This window comes from Ruegeria sp. 6PALISEP08, assembly GCF_001238295.1.
Lineage (GTDB): Bacteria > Pseudomonadota > Alphaproteobacteria > Rhodobacterales > Rhodobacteraceae > Ruegeria.
On record NZ_LGXZ01000008.1, the window covers coordinates 138,093 to 158,574 of the forward strand.

A 20,482-nucleotide genomic window follows, 5' to 3' on the forward strand; every position below is an offset into this window, starting at 1 on the left:
GATTGGGTTTTAAGGGGCCATACATGATCAGACGGTTTGGCGAAACCCCTCAGGCAGGGCAGAAATATACGCAAAGACCCGGAGTGTACGTGCTTTTGCCTCGAGGACGGTCCTTGCTGGTGACATGGTATGACGACGGCCTCAACCCAGAGCTGCAACTGCCGGGTGGAGGCATTGATCCGGGCGAATCGCCGATCACGGCACTGCATCGCGAGGTCTATGAAGAAACCGGGTGGCTGGTTGCCAACCCGCGCCGTGTCGGTGCCTTTCGCCGCTTTAGCTATATGCCGGAATACGATCTGTGGGCGGAAAAGATCTGCATGATCTATCGCGCGCGCCCCGTCCGCCGCATGGGCCCGCCAGCCGAAGCGTTTCACGAAGCGCGATGGGTGGATGCGTCAGATGCGGTTGAAAATCTTGGCAATGACGGTGATCGGCATTTTGCCAGAATGCATCTTTGGTCGCTCTAGGGGCCGTTATATTCGAAGAACACGGCCGAGACGTCATCCCCTACCCCCTCTTTGGGCGACATAACCTGGGTCAGACGCCAGAACATGTCATCCAGAAACTCGGACCCGCCATGTTCCGAAACGCAGAGTTGTGCCATCTCTTGCAAACCACCTTCGTCCAACAGGCTACCATCGGCCAGAGCGCATTCGGTAAGACCGTCTGAATACAACAATAGTTTGTCGCCAGGCTGCAGCTGAGTCTCGATTTGCTGAAAACTCGCACCTTCGATCAATCCGACGGGCAACCCTCCTTCGCCCAGGAAACAGCTGCTGCTATCCCGTCGAAGCAGAAGGGGGTGTGGATGCCCGGCTTGCACCATTTTCAGATGCCCGTTGCGCAAATCTACGATGGCGTAAACCATCGTGAAATATTCTTCGATCCCTTCGTCCGCCATAAGACGGGAATTGAGCGTTCTCGCAACCTCCTCCGGCGGCAAAAGCGCGTAGAACTTGTTGAACCGCTGCTCCATCGCGACATTCTGATCAAAATGCTTGCTGGACAGATAGCTGCCCAACCGGGCCGTCATCATGGCCGAGGTGATCCCGTGGCCGGACACATCAATGCTATAAAACCCCAGCCGATTCACGCCAGGTGAGAACATACCGACAAGATCCCCACCAATGTGACCACAAGGTTTCAGTAACAGGCTGACTCGCGAGTTGCCAAATTCCCGCGTTAGTTCAGGCACCAGCGATTCCTGGATCTTGCGGGCCTGCATCAGGTCTTTATCGATCGCGTCATGCGCCAGTTTCAATTCGTCCAGTGCGGATTCAATCAGGCGGTTCTTTTGCGAAAGCTGGCGCTGCATGTCTAATATGCGCGCGCCGGCCGAAATGCGCGCGCGCAACTCGTCCGCTTCCAAAGGTTTGATAAGAAAATCATCCGCCCCGGCGTCCAAACCACGCGCGACTTCTTGCTTTTCGCTTTTGGACGTCAACAGAATGAAATAGCTGTATTGGTCTGTATCCAGCGCGCGAAACGTGCAGCAGAACTCCAGACCGCTCATCCCCGGCATGACCCAGTCGCTGAGCACAAGATCGGGCGGGTCTGCCTGGCAAAGCTCCAACGCGGCCTCGCCGGTATCAGCCTCGACCACGTCAAACCCCCATTTCCTGAGCGAGGCCACCAGAATGCGACGCTGCAAACGGCTGTTATCCACAACCAGCACCTTGCGGATCGCGCCGAAGTCCAGATCTGATCTGGTGTCCTCAAGACTCGCCCCTGGTACCATTTACCCTCTGCTCTCATGAGATTGACCGGTCAGGGCGACCTTAGCGTCCGCAAGTTTAACATCCGATGAAGGCCCGACCCGCGTTCAAATGGTGCCATTAACCGGGTTTTTACCAGCCGTGGTTTACGCAGAACCTTGAAGGTTAAATGGCAGGTATTTCACCATGATCCGTTGGGACAGAGTCATGCAATTGCGGGACGAAGTTGGCCCAGATGAATTTGACGAGGTGGTCGAGATTTTTCTGGAAGAGGTGCAGGAGATCATCGCGCGCCTGCATCGCGACATCGACCGGGTTGAGCTGGAACAAAACCTGCATTTCCTGAAAGGCAGCGCGCTCAGCCTTGGGTTCGATCAGTTCTCGAAACTCTGCCAGGATGGTGAACGGCAGGCATCCGCAGGTCAGGGCGCAGACGTTGATCTGCCTGCCCTTCTTGCCGTTTTTGACAGTTCGAAACTCAAGTTCGAAGCGGAACTGAACCAGAAGCTGGGCTAGATCACGAACTGCGCCAGCGTTTCGTCTTCGGTAATATCAGTATAGGTAAACCCGGCCTCGTCCAGATGCGCAAACAGGCGCATGAAGTTTTCAGGCTTGCGGGTTTCGATCCCGATCAGGACCGAACCGAAATTGCGCGCTGACTTTTTCATGTACTCAAAGCGGGCAATGTCATCCTCGGGGCCAAGTATGCCAAGAAATTCTTTCAACGCACCCGGGCGCTGCGGCAGGCGCAGAATGAAGTACTTCTTCACCCCGGAATAGCGCTGCGCGCGCTCTTTGACCTCAGGCAGGCGTTCAAAATCAAAGTTGCCACCAGACGTCACGCAGACCACGGTCTTGCCACGCACAAAGCTTTGGATATCGCCCACTGCTTCGACCGCCAGCGCGCCAGCGGGTTCCAAGACGATGCCTTCGACATTCAGCATCTCGATCATCGTGGTACAAATACGGTCTTCGGACAGGACCAGCACATCCGACAGGTGGCGTGATTTCAGTAGTTCGAACGGTTTCTCACCGATCCGCCCAACGGCAGCACCATCGACGAAAGTGTCCACATGATCCAGCGAAACGGGATGTCCTGCCGCCAATGCGGCACGCAGACACGCGCCTCCAGCGGGTTCAACAAACAGACAATGGCTGCGATCCCCGAACCATGTGGCCACACCCGAGGACATGCCGCCACCACCGACCGGCAACACGACGTGATCCGGCACACCGCCCAGTTGCTCTTCGATCTCGGCCGCCAGCGAAGCCTGCCCTTCAATCACATCCGCATCGTCAAACGGTGACAGGAAATGTCCGCCCTGCTGCGTGCACCAGGTTTGCGCGGCAGCTAGCGTGTCATCGAAATAGTCGCCGGTCAGGTGGATCTCGATATTGTCGCCGCCGAAGATACGGGTTTTCTGGATCTTCTGTTGCGGGGTTGTCACCGGCATGAAGATCACGCCGCGCACGCCCAGATGCTTGCACATGAACGCCACGCCCTGCGCGTGATTTCCCGCGCTGGCACAGACGAACAGGTCCTGCCCCTGTTGCTTGCGCATCGCATTGAACGCGCCGCGGATTTTATACGACCGCACCGGGCTCAGGTCCTCGCGCTTTAGCCAGATATCGGCCCCATAGCGTTCAGACAAATGGGCATTCCGCTGCAACGGTGTCGCCGGAAAGACAGAGCGCATCGCCTGTTCGGCGGCGCGGGCGCGGGTCATGAAATCAGTCATGCCGGTTTCCCTGCCCGATCACCGCTGAAAGGGCAAGGAATACATATGTGTACGGGTTCAGGACAGCTCGCGCTTTTCGATGAAGACGCCGTACATGGTGGTAAAGATACTGACGTTGATCATTGGAAGTACGAGTGTACCGAAGAACACGGTCAGCAAAACGCCCAAAACCGGGATTATTGCCAGAACAGTGAAAGCCAGCTGCACCAAAACCTGGAACAGGAAGGCAACAAGTAGCAGTAACAAGATTGCACTGCCGACTCCCGCTGTTTTGTTCCATGCATCGCTGAGCGAAATGGGGTCACCAATCGCCGCCGCCGGCAAGATAATTGACAGGCGATAGAAGCAAACAACCAGAAAAACGGTGTAAACAATCACCAGAATGATCGAAAGCCCTGCAAGACTTTCGCCTAATGCAGCAGCGACCAGACCCATGGGGATATACGCGATCACCATCAAAATCCCCAACATCAGAAAGCGACCGAAATAGGCAAGAATCCTGTCGAAACGGAATGTCGGGAATATTCCCGTGGGATATTCTTCCATCAAGATGAAGCGGTGCCATGACACCGCGATCCAGAACATGGTTACGAACATTACCGCCAGCAAAACGACCACAAATACAAAAGCCGAACCTGCGGTTGCACCTGGCGGCAAGTCGCCTGCATTGTCTTCAAGCGCCTCAAGCGGAATACCAAGTGCCAAAAACACGCCCACAATTATGATTGTCGCAATCAGAGCTGGGCCAACCGTAATCTGCAGGACCTGCTTCAGGTTTCCGAACACCATCCGCACCGAATGCAAAAATATTTGCCATCCCAACATTTGAAACTGCCCCTTCAACCAAACATTGTTTAAATTGCGTATGTTTCACCCCAAATCCCGTTCTGCGTCAATCCTCACAACTTGCTCCCGGTCACAAAACCCGTTAGGGGCCAATCGTTCTACGCATAAAGGGAAGTCAGATGTCCGCGCCCAAGAAAGTTGTTCTGGCCTATTCCGGTGGCCTTGATACCTCGATCATTCTGAAATGGCTGCAGACCGAGTATGGTTGTGAAGTTGTGACCTTCACTGCCGATCTGGGTCAGGGCGAGGAGCTTGAGCCCGCTCGCCAAAAAGCCGAACTGCTGGGGATCAAGCCCGAGAACATCTATATCGAAGACATCCGCGAAGAATTCGTCCGCGATTTCGTTTTCCCGATGTTCCGCGCCAACGCCCAGTATGAAGGTCTGTACCTGCTGGGCACTTCGATCGCGCGCCCGTTGATCTCGAAACGTCTGGTTGAGATTGCCGAGGCCACCGGTGCCGATGCTGTCGCACACGGTGCGACCGGCAAGGGCAACGATCAGGTGCGGTTCGAACTGGCCGCTTATGCGCTGAACCCCGAGATCAAGGTGATCGCGCCCTGGCGCGAATGGGACCTGACCAGTCGCACCAAGCTGCTGGAATGGGCCGAAGCACACCAGATTCCGATTGCCAAAGACAAACGCGGCGAGGCTCCGTTCTCGGTTGACGCGAACCTGCTGCATACCTCGTCCGAAGGCAAGGTTCTGGAAGACCCCGCCGATATGGCACCCGACTATGTCTATCAGCGCACCGTTCACCCAGAGGATGCGCCGAACGAGCCTGAATTCATCGAAATCGGCTTCGAAAAAGGCGACGCGGTCAGCATCAATGGCGAGGCGATGAGCCCGGCCACCATCCTGACCAAGCTGAACGAATATGGCGGCAAGCACGGCATTGGCCGTCTGGACCTGGTCGAAGGCCGTTTCGTGGGCATGAAGTCGCGTGGCATCTATGAAACGCCCGGCGGCACCATCCTGTTGGAAGCGCATCGCGGGATCGAGTCCATCACCATGGACCGTGGCGCGATGCACCTGAAAGATCAGCTGATGCCGCAATATGCTGAGCTGATCTATAACGGCTTTTGGTATTCGCCCGAGCGTGAGATGCTGCAAGCTGCCATTGATAAATCGCAAGAGCACGTCACCGGCACCGTTCGTTTGAAACTGTACAAGGGTCTGGCCTCGACCGTGGGCCGCTGGTCAGATCACTCGCTGTACTCTGAGGCGCATGTGACGTTTGAGGAAGACGCCGGCGCGTATGATCAGACAGACGCGGCAGGTTTCATTCAGCTGAATGCGCTGCGTCTGAAACTGCTGGCCGCACGCGACAAGCGTTTGTCCAAGTGATTGACGAAGACGATAACGACGACGAACTCGATATGTTCATCGAGGCGCAGGACACGGTTTGGGCCGATGTCCTGCGTGAATTGGAGCAGGGGCAGAAAACCAGCCACTGGATGTGGTTTGTGTTTCCGCAACTGGCCGAGCTGGGTCAATCCCATATGGCTCAGCTCTACGGGATCGAAGATCTGGATGAGGCCACGGCCTATCTGAACCACCCGGAACTGCGCCGTCGCCTGACCAAAGCAGCGTCGCTTATACTGTTGCACAAAGGGCGGGATGCCGCTGACATTCTGGGTGGGATCGATGCGAAAAAGCTTCGGTCTTCGATGACACTGTTTTCTTCCGTAGCGGACGCTCCGGAAGAGTTTCAAGCTGTTCTCGACACCTTTTTTGGTGGTGAACCCTGCAATCGGACAGTTCAGAGCCTTGCCACTTCGTAATCGGAAGTTCCCGTTGGGTCAGCCTTGCCTGCGCGCCAGCTGACCCTTTACGCATTCGGAAACTGCGAAAGGAACCCGGATGCTTCAAGACATCGCTGACGGAATTCAAAAGGGTCTGAACGGCAAAACCTTTGATGGATCGTTGAAATTCGATTGTGGCGAGGACGGGGTGATTGTTCTGGCTGACAGTCAGGCCACGACGCAGGATCAAGAAACGGATTGCACCATCCGCATCTCACAGGACAACCTGACCAAGCTGCTGACTGGAAAGCTGAACCCGATGACAGGTGTTGCTATGGGTAAGCTCAAGATCTCGGGCAATATGGGCGTCGCGATGAAGCTGGGGCAGCTGCTGGGCTAAGCTCAGCGGAACTCCGCAATAGATTTCTGCATCGCCAGGATCAATGCGTCCCGCTGCCCAGACAGCTCGGCTGGCGTTTTCCCTGCGGCCTCAGCGATCACACCGTCTACAAGCTGCTGAGCGACCTCATCGGTCAAATAGACCTGACCTAAATCGTCCCACCATCCATTGAACGTATCGGAGAAATGGTCGCAAAACGCCCTGAGCCCACCTTCCCCGGCACCGAGATTGAACAACATGGTTGGCCCCATTGCCGCCCATCTGACGCCCGGTCCGGCCCAGACGGCCTTGTCCACATCCTCGACCGATGCAACGCCCGATACCACTAGATGGATAGCTTCGCGCCACAGCGCAGCTTGCAGCCGGTTTGCAACGTGGCCAGGCACCTCTTTGTTGACCCGGATCGTGGTCTTGCCCAAGCTTTCATAAAACACCTGCGCTGCATCAACGACGCCGTTGGCTGTTTTTTCATTTCCCATCACCTCGACCAGCGGGATCAGGTGTGGCGGGTTGAACGGATGTCCCAATACAAAGCGTGACGGGTCAGACCAGCCCGGCTGCATTTGTCCCAGTGTTAAACCTGACGCGGAGCTGGCGACAATTGCGCTCTTTGACAGAGCGGATTCGATCTCGGCAAAGGTTGTATGTTTGATCTGCAGACGCTCGGGCACATTTTCCTGAACAAATCCTGCACCGGCCACCGCAGCAGCAGCGCTGGAATGAAACGTAATCACGTCCGGATTTCCGTTATCCGTCAGACCTAGCGCATCCAGCGTCGGCCATGCGTCCTCGATGTATTGGCGTACTTTCCATTCGACTTTTGGATCGGGATCAAAGAGGGCAACGGAACGCCCGGACGCCAGAAAAAGCGCTGCCCAACTGGCACCAATGACGCCTCCGCCCAGGCAGGCCGTGTGTTGTATTTTCATTAGAACAATCCCGGGTTCAAAGGTGAGGCGGCCGTCATACCACCGTCCACCGTGAAAAGTTGACCTGTCGCAAAGCTTGCCTCATTCGACGCCAGCCAGACGGCAATACTCGCAATATCCTCGGGCTTGCCAAAGCGGCGCGTGGCATGGCGGGCGATCGCATCCCGGCGCGCGGCGTCGGGATCATTGGCCAACTCAAACGCGGCGTCCAACATTCCTGTTTCGATCCAACCGGGACAAATCGCGTTGCAGCGGATTTTTGGCCCATGATCGACCGCGATAGAACGGGTCAAACCATGCACAAAGGCCTTGGAGGCGTTGTACAGCGCCATGGATGGATCGGCGAATTGCCCAGAAATAGAGCCTATATTGATGATTGAAGCGCCCTCATCCATCCTTGGGATATAGGCCCGGCACATGTTGAAAACGCCCCGACAATTGGTGCCGATCACTGCGTCCCAATCCGCGTCCGAACTGTCAGGGACAGCCTTTTCGACCTGAACGCCTGCGTTGTTCACAAGAATGTCGGTGCCGTTTGTGGTTGCGGCCAACGCTTTGACCGCATCCGGGTCCGTAACATCCAGCGGATACCAGATGATGTCGTCAGCCAGCCCATCGGGCCGCGCCCCGCGCCCGCACGTCGTCACTGTCGCGCCTTCACTGCAAAAGGCCTCGACAATCCCGCGACCGATGCCTTGCCGTCCACCTGTCACCAGCGCTCTTTTCCCAGTCAACCGCATCAGTATACCTTCCCTCGGCACCCGTCGCCAAAACGCGTGTTTGTTTGCATATCTTCCCCCGTCAAAATGCGGTCTGGTCGTTGCCCTTCAAGCCTAACCGTTGGCGGGCCTCATCCGGAGAGGCGACCGTCAGGCCAAGGTTTTCGATGATTGAGCGGATCTTGCGGACCTGATCAGCGTTGGATTTCGCCTTTTCACCGGGCCCGATGTAAAGGCTGTCTTCCAGCCCAACCCGCACGTTGCCGCCAAGAATTGCGGCCTGAGTGGTAAAGGCCATCTGGTGCCGACCGGCGGCCAGAACCGACCATTCATAGCTGTCGCCGAACAGCTTTTCAGCAATCGAATGCATGTGCATCAGGTTATCGAGGTCGGCCCCCACGCCGCCCAGAATTCCAAAAACCATCTGGATGAAAAACGGCGGCTTTACCCAACCTTGGTCGACGACCCAGGCCAGGTTGTAGAGGTGCCCCAGATCGTAGCATTCAAACTCGAACTTCGTGCCGTGGCCTTCACCCAGTTCCTTCATCGCATATTCGATATCAGCGAATGTATTGCGGAAGATGAAGTCGCGGGTCATATCCAGAAAATCGGGCTCCCAGTCATGTTTCCAGCCCGAGTATTTCTGCATCATCGGGAAAATGCCGAAATTCATCGACCCCATATTCATGCTGGCCATTTCGGGGCTGGCACGCAGCGCCGCGCGCAGGCGTTCTTCGCGCGTCATGCCCAGCCCGCCTCCGGTTGAGACATTCATGACAGCACCCGTCGCCTGCTTTATGCGGGGAAGGAATTGCATAAAGAGGTCCGGATCCGGGTCGGGGCGACCGTTTTCGGGGTTGCGGGCATGCAAGTGAATGATCGATGCCCCAGCCTCGACCGCACCGATGCTGGCCTCGGTTATCTCATTCGGTGTGATAGGAAGATGTTCAGACATGGTGGGCGTGTGAATCCCGCCAGTCGGAGCACAGGTGATGATGACCGGTTTGCTCATAGCTTCATCTGCTGAACTTGCGCGCTCAGCCCTCCGTCCAGAACCCAAAGCTGACCGCTGGCATAGCGCGCCTCGTCCGAAGCCAGCCAGTTCACCAGATTGGCAATATCGTCAGGCGTTCCATATGTGCGCATCGGATGCACGTCACGCACGGCCTGTTGTAGTTGATCGATGGTCTTACCGCCTCCGCCAGAACCATCGCCGGTAAAAAAGCTCTGCAACATGGGCGTGTCGACATAGCCGGGACATATGGCATTCACGCGAATACCCTCCGGCCCGTGATCACACGCCATCGCACGGGTCAGAGCGTGAACCGCCCCTTTGGTTGCGCAATAGGCGGCAAGGCCGGGGTCAGCAATAAACCCGTCATAGCTGCCAAAATTGATGATTGAGGCTGATGCTCCCGACGCAGCCCCTTTGCGCAAAAGTGGCAGCGCGTGTTTTGAAGTTAAAAATGTGCCAGTGACATTCACCGCAAAGGACAGGTTCCATTCTTCCAGCGTGGTTTGTTCAATGGTCTTTTCAATCTCGATGCCAGCGGCGTTGACCAAAATGTCCAATTGGCCGACTTCGGCCCCAACCTGTTCCATCGCCGCAATTGCGTCAGCTTCCTGCGTGACGTCCAGTTTCACAAAGATGCTGCCGTCGTCGTTATGGACCGTCAGAGATCCCTCGGGCGTCAGATCAGCTGCATAGACCCGCGCACCCTCGCGCAGGAAACGCGCCACGATCGCGCGCCCGATCCCGCCGCGTCCACCGGTCACAAGGGCTGTTTTTCCTTCCAGCATCATTCTTTGGTCTCCTTCAAAGGCGGATAGCGATAGCGGGTCGCAGCGACCGTCCAATCCATATGGTTGCGCACGTATTCCTGAGTGGCATCTCGTGGCGGGTTGTAGTCCCAGGCCTCACCGGCACCCGCCTCCATCGCAGAGTGAAGGGCGCGACGGGACCTTTGTGTCGAGATCACGTCCGCGCGCAGGCTTTCGCTGTTCCAACGTCGTGCAACTTCTTCAGCAAACTGTGCGGACAGTTCAGCGTAGGCAGGGTCGCCAGCACGATTCACTTTCTCCAGCGGGTCTTTTGAAAGATCGTAAAGTTGTGGAGGGTCCGGGTCGCAGTGAATGTATTTCAGGGGGCCGCGCCGGATCATGAACACCGGATATGGCGTCATCTCGGCGCAATACTCTCCGATGGCTTCATCCACTGGGTCGGTTTCTCTGCGCGCAAGAGGCATTAGGGATCGACCGTCAATCGGTTCGCCGTAGATCGCATCAGAGCCTCCGGCGATGTCCACAAATGTCGGCAACAGATCAAGCAAGGAACAGGCGTTGGAAGCGCAACCTTTGGCTACGCCCGGGCCTGCCATGATCAACGGAACACGGGCTGAGTGCTCGAAGAAGTTCATCTTGTACCAAAGGCCTCGCTCACCCAGCATATCGCCGTGGTCTGCGGTGACGATGACGATGGTGTTGTCCAATTCTCCGATATCTTCCAGCGCCTTCACCATCGCGCCAACCTTGCTGTCGAAAAAGCTGACGTTTGCCAGATAGGCACGTCGCGCTCGTCGGATTTCTTCTTCGGTCAAAGGGACATAGCTCGCCTCAATCCCATCCATGACGCGGCGCGAGAACGGGTCTTGTTCCTCAGGCGTCAGAGTGAGCTCCGGCATCGGAACGTCTGCGTCGGAATACAGGTTCCACCATTCCGGTTTGGCCACATAAGGGTCATGCGGATGGATAAAGCTGGCCACCATGCAGAACGGGGCTTCCTCCCCAGCCGCCCGGTCTCGGCCCCTGTCGATCAACCAGCGGCGCGCCGCAAACTCGACCTCGTCGTCATAGTCTGTCTGGAAGGTGGCGACCGCCTCGCCACTTTCCTTAATCGTTTGCATATTGTGATACCACTTGTCGATCCGCTCGTCCGGGGCTTCCCAATCCGGGGTCCAGGCGAAATCGGCGGGGTAAATGTCGGTGGTCACACGGTCTTGAAACCCGTGTTTCTGGTCCGGTCCAACAAAGTGCATTTTGCCCGACAGGCAGGTGCGATAGCCCAGCGATTTGAGGTAATGCGCAAAGGTCGGGACCGAGGCGCGAAACTCGCTGGCATTGTCATAGGCCGCGATCCGACTGATCAACTGCCCGGACATGAACGCAAACCGTGACGGTGCGCAGAGAGGCGAGTTGCAATAGGCCGCATCAAATCGCATCCCGCGCGCGGCAAGTGCGTCGATATGAGGGGTCTTGACCGTTGGATGGCCGTAAGCGCCGCAAAAATGCGGCGCCAGTTGATCGGCCATGATCACAACGATGTTGGGTCGTGTCACGGTGCGGCCTTTGCGTAGGCGTCCAGAACAAGCCCGTGGAAGTGATGTACCGCATGTTCCGATTTGCCCGACCCATTCGGGTCATGCACGATCCGGCCTTGCGTAAAGGCCGGAGTGCTCATCCCGCGCTGAACACTTTCAACAATGTCGATGTCTTCGCGTTGCAGAACCTCATCGAGGTAGCGGATGGCCTCCAGCTCGGCCTCGTCTGGTTCAGGGGTTTCGAGAAAGAAATCATAGGTCTCGAGCGTCCGGTCAGGACCAATCGGGATGATGTTCAGCACGATCATCGAAGACCGCCCCGGATAGCGCATCAGACATGTGGTGGGCCACAGCCACCAAACAGCATGGGTGCGCACAGAGGCGTTGGAAACGTCATAAGCCGTGTTGGCACCCTTGCCCGCCTCGGCCATATGGCTGGAGTAGATGCCGTATGTGGTCACCTTGTAGGTTTCCATATCAACCAGATCGCAGAAGTCCTTGTGGGCGGTGGGGCAGTGGTAGCATTCAAGGAAGTTGTCGACGACGTTCTTCCAATTCGACTTGATGTCATAGGTCAGGCGATGACCAAATGTCAGCTGCTCGATATCTGGTGCCCAGTGGCGGATTTCGGTTTCCAGATTTCCGGAAACGTCGCGTAAAGATGCTGCGTTAGAGTCTAGATTTACATAGATGAAGCCCGCAAATTCTTCGACTTGTACCTGATCGAGGCAGATATCTGACGTATTGAAGTTGGCCAGATCCTCGGTCTCGGGAGCACGTACCAGTTGGCCGTTCAGTTTGTAGACCCAGGCGTGATATGGGCACATGATACGGGTGGTTTCGCCTTCGCCCGACAGCAGATGATGGGCTCGGTGTTTGCACACGTTGTAAAAGGCGCGAAGTGCACCCTCGCGGTCGCGCACCACCGCAATTGGTCGCCCGCCAATTTCAACTGTTGTGTAAGAGCCCGGAGCGCGCAGCTTTTCGACATGACAGACCCATTGCCATGTCTTGGCCAGGATTTCATTTTGATCGACCTGATACCAGGCCGGGTCAACATAGGCCTCAGCCTTCAGGGAACTGGTGTTGAAAGGATCGGTGCTAAAACCATCAGAAATCCGTTTGAACTGGGTTTTGGACGGCAGCTGGTTCATTGGTTGCTCCACAGCTCAGGGGCAGCTCTGCCCCAATGATTGACGTGTGACGCGTATGATCTTCTGAGTCTCAGCTAAACTCTTTACTTTTTTCGCCGCACTATATTCATTTTTAGCCAACTTGATAAATACCACAGCGTCAGGCTTTGGGCTTGCGATGCATTGGCCAGGCGCGGAATTCGAACGGAACCCTGCCCTCGACCCTGTCGCGCGTCGGAGGCAAGCCAAACCTTTCTTTATATGCGCGGCTGAAATGCACGGGGCCGGAAAAGCCTGAGGCCAAAGCGACCTCTGCAATAGGAAGCTCAGTCTGTGTGACCAGACCACGGGCCCGATCCAGCCGAATGTCACGGTAGTAAAGCGCAGGTGTTTTCTTGATATACGTCGCGAACAACCGATCCAGCTGACGATGAGAAATCCCGACACGCCTGCAAATCTCGGGAACGGGTACAGTTTCCTCCAGGTTGGCCTCCATCACCTGAATCGCCATTTTTAGCTTGGTTGGCACCGTTGTTCCCAAAGGCTCAGTACCTTGCGGCTGCTGTTGTTCCGCCGGGCCACGCAACCGGTCATGAAACACGTATCTGGCTGCTGCGTTGGCAAGGGCGCTGCCATGTACCCCCTGAAGAATTTGCAGCCCAAAGTCGATTGCCGCCGATCCACCGCAGCAAGTGAGCCGATTGCCGTCCATGACATACAGGTTCTCGACAACTTCTATGTCCGGGTAAAGCTCTTGCAATGCATCAATGTGCTCATAGTGGACAGTCGCGCGCCGTCCATTCAGCAGCCCGGCTTGCGCCAGTATGAAAGCGCCGGTATCCAAGGCGCCCAAAGTCGCACCGCTTCGTGCAAGCTGTCGCAAAACTGTTCCCAGTTTAGATGTCAGGTGCCGCTCTGGCGTCCAGCTTGAGGACACAATGACAATGTCAGCTTCGGTTAAACGTTGTTTTTCAAGCGCCCGAGTCTCGATACCCGCACCATTGCTGGATACGCAGAAGCCCCCCGTTTCGGACAGGAACTCCCATGTGAAATAAGGTTTTCCGTCCAGATAGTTCGCGGCCCGAAACGGGTCAATGAACCCCATGGTTGCCGCCATGTTGAAGCTGGGTGCAACAATGACCAACAAACGGGTTGATACCTGCGCCTCCTGAACCATCGATCCTGATCCCAACCTTGCTTCGCCAAATTTCAGAAGAGTTCTTTTACTACCGATACACAAGGTTTCTTCAGACATGACCGTTGTCGATAAACTCGTCTCACCAGCGCGTGACATGAGATGTCAGGCAATTGCAAGTTGGTCGATCTCGGGTCACCTTGGTCCCAAAAGGAGACCTGATATGACACGGACTGCTTATCTCGACACGCTCAAACCAGCCCTTCTTTTCACGCTGATCACCTTGGTTGCAATTCTGCGCGCGCTTCCGGCACCGGCGGCAGGAACCGAAACGCTGACCGTGGCCGGTGGATGTTTTTGGTGCGTGGAATCGGATTTTGAATCCGTGCCGGGCGTCATCGAAGCAGTTTCAGGCTATACCGGCGGCAAGTCGGCAAGTCCCACATATGATCAGGTCTCGAAAGGAGGAACCGGCCACTATGAGGCGGTCCAGATCACGTTTGATCCGGGTCAGGTCTCACGCGAAACGCTTCTGAATATGTTCTTCCGCTCGGTCGATCCAACAGATGCCGGAGGTCAGTTCTGCGACCGTGGAGACAGCTATCGCACTGCGGTTTTCGTCTCTAACACAGGGGAAAAGGCTTTGGCCACGGAAGCAAAAGCTGATGCGCAGCGGGCCTTGGGCCAAGCCGTTGTGACCCCGATCCTGAACGCGGGCACCTTTTATCCTGCTGAGGCGTATCATCAGGACTACTACAAGGGGAACAAACTGATCTTGACGCGGTTCGGCCCCAAGCGACAGCACAATGCCTACAAAGCCTACCGCAAAGCCTGCGGCCGTGACGCGCGTGTCAAACAGCTTTGGGGCTCAGATGCACCATTTGTCGGGTCTTAATCGAAGGACGCGTCGCGCACTTCTTTCAGATCAGGAATTACATCAGCCGTTCCGTGCCGCATCACCATTAGGGCCGCGGCGCGGTTTGCTTGTAAAATGGCCTGCTCCATCGGCATCCCGCGATCCATACCTGCAAGAACATAACCGGTGAATGTATCGCCCGCCCCAGTTGTATCCACGGCCTGCACCTTATGTGCCGCAAACTCGACCGGGTCGCTGCCCTGCTGCAGATACCGCGCGCCTTTTGAGCCCAGCGTGACGATGACGTGCCGAACCGGCATATCAGATGCGCTCAACCCGGTTTCCTGACGCAGTTGTTCAGCCTCGACCTCGTTGAGGATGAGGAAATCCAAATAGGGCAGAACCGCCTTCACCGCCTGTGCCTGAAACGGCGCTGCGGCATAACACACGGTTAATCCCAACCGGTGCCCCAATTGCGCAGCTTCCACCTGCGCGTTGGTTTCATTCTGCAAGATCAGCAGATCACCCGTGTTTGCCGATGACAGCGCCTGCCCCAGATGGCTGACATCCAACGCATGGTTGGCACCTGGATAAAGGATGATCAGGTTCTCACCCTCAGCATCCACCGCAATGATCGCGTGCCCAGTAGGCAAATCCACCTCAGAAATAAAAAGCGTATCCACGCCATATTCCGTCAATCGATCTTTCGCCCAGCGCCCATCCTGGCCAACAGCGCCAATATGGCTGACACGCGATCCGGCCCGAGCTGCCGCCACCGACATGTTGGCCCCCTTGCCGCCCAGAAACCGATCCAGTCCAAGGGCAGCCAGGGTTTCCCCCGGCGCGGGCAGATGCGGCAAATCATAGACCATATCCGCGTTGATTGAGCCGAGGTTCCAGATTGTCATGACTTATCCAATGTCACATGAAGCCAGAATGGCCATGTTCAGAATATCGTTGGCGGTCGACACGGTCGAACAGACCTGAATCGGTTTGTCGATGCCCGACAGGATCGGACCGATCACGGTCGCGCCACCCATTTCCTGCATCAATTTAGTTGAGATCGACGCCGAGTGCCGCGCCGGAACGATCAGGATATTTGCCGGGCCGGTCAGCCGCGAGAACGGATAGGCAACCTGCTGATCCACGTTCAGCGCCACATCCACAGTCATCTCGCCTTCATATTCAAAATCAACGCCGCGTTGGTCCAGAACCGCTGGCGCACGGTGCATTTTCTCAGCGCGCTCCGAAACCGGATAGCCAAAGGTAGAGAAACTGACAAAAGCCACCCGGGGCTCCAGGCCCATGTGTTGGGCGACGGCTGCGGAACGCTCGGCAATGTTGGCCAGATCGTTTTCGTCCGGCCATTCATGCACCAGCGTGTCGCCAATCAGAACGATCCGACCCTTGTGCAACAATGCCGTCACACCAGCAGCGCCATGAGCGGCATCCGCGTCAAACACATGGTTGATCCGGTCAAGCACATGTGCAGACTTGCGCGTTGCTCCGGTGACCAGGCCGTCGCCATGACCATGCGCCAACATCAGCGACGAAAATACGTGCCGATCCCGCGCCGCCAGGCGGTGAATATCCTTGCGATCAAAGCCTTTACGCTGCAGGCGTTCGTAGAGGAAATTCGAATAGGTCTCGAGATGCGCCGTGTTGGCGGCATTCACCACCTCCAACTCGCGTACGGCATCGCCCAATCCCGCTTCTTCCAGCTTCAGTTTGACGTCGTCGGCTCGGCCAACCACCAGCGCTTTGCCAAAGCCCGAGCGCTGATACATGACTGCTGCACGCAACACGCGGGGATCATCGCCCTCGGCAAATATCATGCGGCTTTGCGCCTGACGCGCGCGCGCGTTCAAGCCACGCAGGATGCTGGCCGTCGGGTCCATCCGGGATTTGAGGCTCAACTCATAGGCTTCCATGTCAATGATCGGACGGCGTGCGGCCCCTGTGTTCATCCCGGCTTTCGCAACAGCTGGAGGAATACGGTGGATCAGGCGCGGGTCAAACGGCGTCGGGATGATATAGTCGCGCCCAAAGGTCAGCGATTTGCCATACGCCATGGCAACCTCATCCGGTACATCTTCGCGCGCCAGATTGGCCAGCGCATGGGCACAGGCAATTTTCATCTCGTCATTGATAGCCCTGGCGTGGATGTCCAAGGCGCCTCGGAACAGATAGGGGAAGCCCAGAACGTTGTTCACCTGGTTCGGGTAGTCGCTGCGCCCGGTCGCCACGATGGCATCAACGCGGACTTCGTGCGCTTCTTCTGGTGTGATCTCGGGATCGGGGTTCGCCATCGCGAAAATCACCGGATTATCGGCCATGCTGGCGACCATCTCCTGCGTGACTGCACCTTTGACCGACACGCCCAGGAACACATCCGCGTCCTTCATGGCATCTTCCAGCGTGCGCAGATCCGTGGTGATTGCGTGGGCGGACTTCCACTGGTTCATACCTTCGGTCCGGCCCTGATAGATCACACCTTTGGTGTCACAGACGATGCAATTCTCGTGCCGCGCGCCCATCGCTTTCAGCAATTCGATACAAGCGATCCCTGCCGCACCCGCACCATTCAAGACGATTTTCACATCCTCGATCTTTTTGCCCGAGATATGCAGGGCGTTCAGCAGGCCCGCCGCACAAATCACCGCAGTACCGTGCTGGTCATCGTGGAAGACTGGGATGTCCATCTCTTCCTTCAGGCGCTGTTCGATGATGAAACATTCGGGCGCCTTGATGTCCTCAAGGTTGATACCGCCAAATGTCGGTCCCATCAGGCGCACGGCGCGACAGAACTCATCCGGGTCTTCGGTGTCCAGTTCGATATCGATCGAGTTCACATCGGCGAACCGTTTGAACAGGACCGATTTACCCTCCATCACCGGCTTCGAGCCCAGTGCACCAAGGTTGCCAAGACCCAGAACCGCGGTTCCGTTTGAAATCACGGCCACCAAGTTGCCCTTGTTGGTGTAGTCATAAGCCGTTTCGGGATTTGCCGCGATTGCTTCACATGGAACAGCCACACCGGGGCTATAAGCAAGCGACAGATCACGCTGTGTGGTCATGGGAACGGTGGCCTGCACCTCCCACTTGCCGGGGGTGGGGTCGAGGTGAAAGGCCAGTGCTTCTTCTTTGGTGATCTTCGCTTTGGGCATGGAATAGGTCGTTTCTTTACAACTGTGGGACTTGTGCGTGATAGCGCAGGCAACGGCGCGCCTCAACGAGAATACGTTTTCGCCTTTCGTCGCGGGGGCCGGGTTTGTAAGGTCGCGCCCGGAATACGCCAAAAGGGGGCCGCTTTTGTCCACAGTCACGCCGATGATGGCGCAATATCTCGAAATTAAAAAGGCCCACGCCGATGCCCTGCTGTTTTATCGCATGGGCGACTTTTACGAGATGTTCTTTGAAGATGCCGTCAATGCAGCCGAAGCGCTGGACATCGCCCTGACCAAGCGCGGCAAGCACAACGGCGAAGACATTCCGATGTGCGGCGTGCCGGTGCATTCGGCCGAAGGTTACTTGCTAACTCTGATCCGCAAGGGTTTTCGTGTCGCTGTATGCGAACAGATGGAAAGCCCCGCAGAAGCCAAAAAAAGAGGCTCTAAATCAGTCGTAAGGCGCGATGTGGTGCGTCTGGTCACGCCCGGAACGCTGACCGAAGACGCCCTGCTTGAAGCCCGCCGCCACAACTTTCTGGCCGCCTATGCCGAGGTGCGGGATGAAGCCGCGCTGGCTTGGGCCGACATCTCGACCGGCGCGTTTCACGTGATGCCTTTGACCGGCGCGCGCCTCAGCCCCGAACTGGCGCGGCTGGCCCCTTCCGAGTTGATCGTGGCCGACGGAGTGCAAGACAAGATCAATGAACCGGTTCGGGATCTGGGGATTTCTCTGACACCTGTGGGACGCGCCAGCTTTGACAGCGCAGCGGCGGAAAAGCGCATTTGCGGTTTGTTTCACGTCGGTGCGCTGGATGCATTCGGGAATTTCGGTCGCGCCGAAGTTTCGGCGATGGGTGCACTGATCGACTATCTTGAGATCACGCAAAAAGGCAAATTGCCCCTGCTGCAAACCCCTCTCAAGGAATCAGAAGACCGCGTCGTGCAGATCGATGCCGCCACGCGCCGCAATCTGGAACTGACGCGATCTCTCTCTGGTGGTCGCGCCGGGTCTTTGTTGTCCGTGGTCGATCGCACCGTGACACCGGGCGGAGCACGATTGTTGGAACAACGCCTGTCCAGCCCGTCCCGAAATCTGGACGTGATCCATGCGCGCCTGGATGCAGTAAGCTTCGCAGCGGAAGACAGCCTGATTGCGTCAGACCTGCGTGAAGCACTGCGGAAAACACCGGATCTGGACCGCGCCTTGTCTCGCTTGTCGCTGGAACGGGGTGGTCCGCGCGATCTGGCTGCCATCCGCAACGGGTTGGAGCAAGCGGCCGCAATTGCCAACTTGTGCAGTGTTCAAGAGTTGCCAGTATTGCTATCTACCGCCGTTCAAAACCTGACCGGGTTTGACGATCTCTTAAACCTTCTGGACGAAGCGTTGGTTGCGGAACCGCCCCTGCTGGCGCGTGACGGCGGCTTCATCGCCCCCGGTTTCGAAGCCGAACTGGACGAAGCCCGCACCCTGCGCGACGAAGGCCGCTCGGTCATCGCCGGCTTTCAGCAGAAATACGCGGAACACACGGGTATCACCTCGCTTAAGATCAAGCACAACAACGTGCTGGGGTATTTCATCGAAACCACGGCAACCCATGCCGAGAAGATGCTGAGCCCACCGTTCAGCGAGACCTATATTCATCGTCAGACTACCGCCAATCAGGTGCGGTTCACCACCGTTGAACTCTCTGAGATCGAAACCCGTATCCTAAACGCCGGGAATCTGGCACTTGAGATCGAAAAGCGGCTCTATCAAGGGCTTTCTGATGATATTTTGGCCCTTGCGGCGCGACTTAATCAAGCCGCCCGTGGGTTGGCGGAGCTGGATTTGACCGCCGCGCTCGCCGATTTGGCGCGCGGAGAAAACTGGTGCCGACCACAAGTGGACACATCGCGCACGTTCAGCGTGGTGGGCGGTCGACATCCGGTCGTTGAACACGCCCTGCGGCAGCAAAGCGGCGATGCCTTCATTGCCAACGACTGCGATCTCAGCGCGGATGACGGTGCGGCCATCTGGTTGCTGACCGGCCCCAACATGGCTGGTAAATCGACCTTCCTGCGCCAAAACGCCCTGATCGCTCTGCTGGCACAAATAGGTAGCTATGTGCCTGCTGAACAAGCCCATATCGGTGTTGTCAGCCAATTGTTCAGCCGGGTCGGCGCGTCGGATGACCTGGCCCGAGGACGCTCGACTTTCATGGTCGAAATGGTCGAAACCGCTGCAATTCTAAACCAGGCCGATGACCGCGCCCTGGTTATCCTCGATGAAATCGGGCGTGGAACAGCAACTTATGATGGGTTGTCCATTGCCTGGGCGACTCTGGAGCATCTGCACGCCATCAACAAATGCCGCGCTCTGTTCGCCACACACTATCACGAGCTTACCGCTTTGGCTGGTAAACTGGAAGGCGTGGACAACGCAACCGTTGCGGTCAAGGAATGGGAAGGTGAGGTGATCTTCCTGCACGAGGTCCACAAAGGCGCCGCCGACCGATCTTACGGTGTGCAAGTTGCACAGCTTGCCGGCCTGCCCACGTCGGTCGTGGAACGAGCCCGTATCGTATTGGATCAACTCGAGAAAACCGAGCGGGAAGGCGGCAAGCAGAAGGCCCTGATCGACGATCTGCCGTTGTTTTCAGCCGTGTCGCCACCTCCGCCACCTGCCCCAAAGGCATCTCCTGTCACGGATATGTTGAACGATGTCTTGCCCGACGAACTCAGCCCCCGCGAAGCGCTCGACCTGATCTACAAACTGAAAGAGGCGGCCAGATCCTGA

19 protein-coding genes are annotated in these 20,482 nt (G+C 56.8%); 7 read left to right on the forward strand and 12 right to left on the reverse strand.

Translation table 11 applies throughout. From position 1 onward, the window contains the following. Positions 1-23 precede the first annotated feature (23 nt). Positions 24-470 carry an NUDIX hydrolase gene (locus ALB80_RS13605; RefSeq protein ID WP_050604621.1) on the forward strand — a complete coding sequence of 149 codons (447 nt, stop codon included), beginning with the start codon at positions 24-26 and terminating at the stop codon, positions 468-470. On the opposite strand, the gene ALB80_RS13610 is transcribed toward ALB80_RS13605, so the two are convergent. Then, positions 467-1,741: a PP2C family protein-serine/threonine phosphatase gene (locus tag ALB80_RS13610; protein ID WP_050604622.1), complete on the reverse strand. Its 1,275-nt coding sequence runs from the start codon at positions 1,739-1,741 to the stop codon at positions 467-469. The two genes, ALB80_RS13605 and ALB80_RS13610, sit on opposite strands and share 4 nt — an antisense overlap. Positions 1,742-1,904: 163 nt before the next feature. Here ALB80_RS13610 and ALB80_RS13615 point away from each other — a divergent pair, with 163 nt between their 5' ends. After that, entirely contained in the window at positions 1,905-2,234 is a 330-nt protein-coding gene (locus tag ALB80_RS13615) for an Hpt domain-containing protein (protein WP_050604623.1), read from the forward strand. Here the strand turns inward: ALB80_RS13615 and ilvA are convergent. Both ilvA and ALB80_RS13625 read right to left on the reverse strand, forming a co-directional pair. After that, complete coding sequence (gene ilvA, locus ALB80_RS13620) at positions 2,231-3,457, reverse strand: threonine ammonia-lyase IlvA (protein ID WP_050604624.1); 1,227 nt, start codon at positions 3,455-3,457, stop codon at positions 2,231-2,233. The two genes, ALB80_RS13615 and ilvA, sit on opposite strands and share 4 nt — an antisense overlap. A gap of 57 nt (positions 3,458-3,514) precedes the next feature. After that, on the reverse strand, positions 3,515-4,282 hold the full coding sequence (locus tag ALB80_RS13625; RefSeq protein WP_050604625.1) for a hypothetical protein: 768 nt from the start codon (positions 4,280-4,282) through the stop codon (positions 3,515-3,517). Between the two features lie 140 nt (positions 4,283-4,422). On the opposite strand from ALB80_RS13625, the gene ALB80_RS13630 reads away from it, so the two are divergent. The 3 genes from ALB80_RS13630 (at position 4,423) to ALB80_RS13640 (ending at position 6,447) form a co-directional block, all read left to right on the forward strand. After that, positions 4,423-5,649 carry an argininosuccinate synthase gene (locus tag ALB80_RS13630; protein ID WP_050604626.1) on the forward strand — a complete coding sequence of 409 codons (1,227 nt, stop codon included), beginning with the start codon at positions 4,423-4,425 and terminating at the stop codon, positions 5,647-5,649. A gap of 32 nt (positions 5,650-5,681) precedes the next feature. After that, positions 5,682-6,086, forward strand: coding sequence for a DUF1810 domain-containing protein (locus ALB80_RS13635; RefSeq protein ID WP_083445313.1), 405 nt, complete (start codon positions 5,682-5,684; stop codon positions 6,084-6,086). A gap of 79 nt (positions 6,087-6,165) precedes the next feature. Continuing rightward, a complete protein-coding gene (locus tag ALB80_RS13640; protein WP_050604628.1) occupies positions 6,166-6,447 on the forward strand; it encodes an SCP2 sterol-binding domain-containing protein in 282 nt (93 codons plus the stop codon). A 2-nt stretch (positions 6,448-6,449) separates the two neighbouring features. Here ALB80_RS13640 and ALB80_RS13645 read toward each other — a convergent pair whose 3' ends face one another. The 7 genes from ALB80_RS13645 to ALB80_RS13675 form a co-directional block, all read right to left on the reverse strand. Next, positions 6,450-7,376 carry a 3-hydroxyacyl-CoA dehydrogenase NAD-binding domain-containing protein gene (locus tag ALB80_RS13645; RefSeq protein ID WP_050604629.1) on the reverse strand — a complete coding sequence of 309 codons (927 nt, stop codon included), beginning with the start codon at positions 7,374-7,376 and terminating at the stop codon, positions 6,450-6,452. Then, positions 7,376-8,116: an SDR family NAD(P)-dependent oxidoreductase gene (locus ALB80_RS13650; RefSeq protein ID WP_050604630.1), complete on the reverse strand. Its 741-nt coding sequence runs from the start codon at positions 8,114-8,116 to the stop codon at positions 7,376-7,378. The genes ALB80_RS13645 and ALB80_RS13650 overlap by 1 nt, the downstream gene beginning before the upstream one ends. A gap of 61 nt (positions 8,117-8,177) precedes the next feature. Then, complete coding sequence (locus ALB80_RS13655; RefSeq protein ID WP_050604631.1) at positions 8,178-9,107, reverse strand: 3-keto-5-aminohexanoate cleavage protein; 930 nt, start codon at positions 9,105-9,107, stop codon at positions 8,178-8,180. After that, the gene (locus ALB80_RS13660) at positions 9,104-9,898 is read right to left on the reverse strand and encodes an SDR family NAD(P)-dependent oxidoreductase (RefSeq protein WP_050604632.1); all 795 of its coding nucleotides are present in this window, start codon (positions 9,896-9,898) and stop codon (positions 9,104-9,106) included. The genes ALB80_RS13655 and ALB80_RS13660 overlap by 4 nt, the downstream gene beginning before the upstream one ends. After that, positions 9,895-11,430: a choline-sulfatase gene (betC, locus tag ALB80_RS13665; RefSeq protein WP_083445310.1), complete on the reverse strand. Its 1,536-nt coding sequence runs from the start codon at positions 11,428-11,430 to the stop codon at positions 9,895-9,897. The genes ALB80_RS13660 and betC overlap by 4 nt, the downstream gene beginning before the upstream one ends. Then, positions 11,427-12,566, reverse strand: a complete 1,140-nt coding sequence (locus ALB80_RS13670; RefSeq protein ID WP_050604633.1) for an SRPBCC family protein — start codon at positions 12,564-12,566, stop codon at positions 11,427-11,429. Before ALB80_RS13670 ends, betC begins: the two co-directional genes overlap by 4 nt. Positions 12,567-12,705: 139 nt before the next feature. Further along, entirely contained in the window at positions 12,706-13,800 is a 1,095-nt protein-coding gene (locus ALB80_RS13675) for a GlxA family transcriptional regulator (RefSeq protein WP_253276885.1), read from the reverse strand. A gap of 103 nt (positions 13,801-13,903) precedes the next feature. Between ALB80_RS13675 and msrA the strand changes: the two genes are divergently transcribed. After that, positions 13,904-14,575 (forward strand): peptide-methionine (S)-S-oxide reductase MsrA, encoded by a 672-nt coding sequence (gene msrA, locus ALB80_RS13680; RefSeq protein ID WP_050604634.1) that lies wholly within the window; start codon positions 13,904-13,906, stop codon positions 14,573-14,575. On the opposite strand, the gene ALB80_RS13685 is transcribed toward msrA, so the two are convergent. Together ALB80_RS13685 and ALB80_RS13690 are read right to left on the reverse strand one after the other, a co-directional pair. After that, on the reverse strand, positions 14,572-15,444 hold the full coding sequence (locus ALB80_RS13685) for a ribokinase (protein ID WP_050604635.1): 873 nt from the start codon (positions 15,442-15,444) through the stop codon (positions 14,572-14,574). The genes msrA and ALB80_RS13685 overlap by 4 nt on opposite strands. A gap of 3 nt (positions 15,445-15,447) precedes the next feature. Next, a complete protein-coding gene (locus ALB80_RS13690) occupies positions 15,448-17,703 on the reverse strand; it encodes an NADP-dependent malic enzyme (protein ID WP_050604636.1) in 2,256 nt (751 codons plus the stop codon). Positions 17,704-17,866: 163 nt separating this feature from the next. Here ALB80_RS13690 and mutS point away from each other — a divergent pair, with 163 nt between their 5' ends. Then, positions 17,867-20,482, forward strand: a complete 2,616-nt coding sequence (gene mutS, locus ALB80_RS13695) for a DNA mismatch repair protein MutS (RefSeq protein ID WP_050604637.1) — start codon at positions 17,867-17,869, stop codon at positions 20,480-20,482.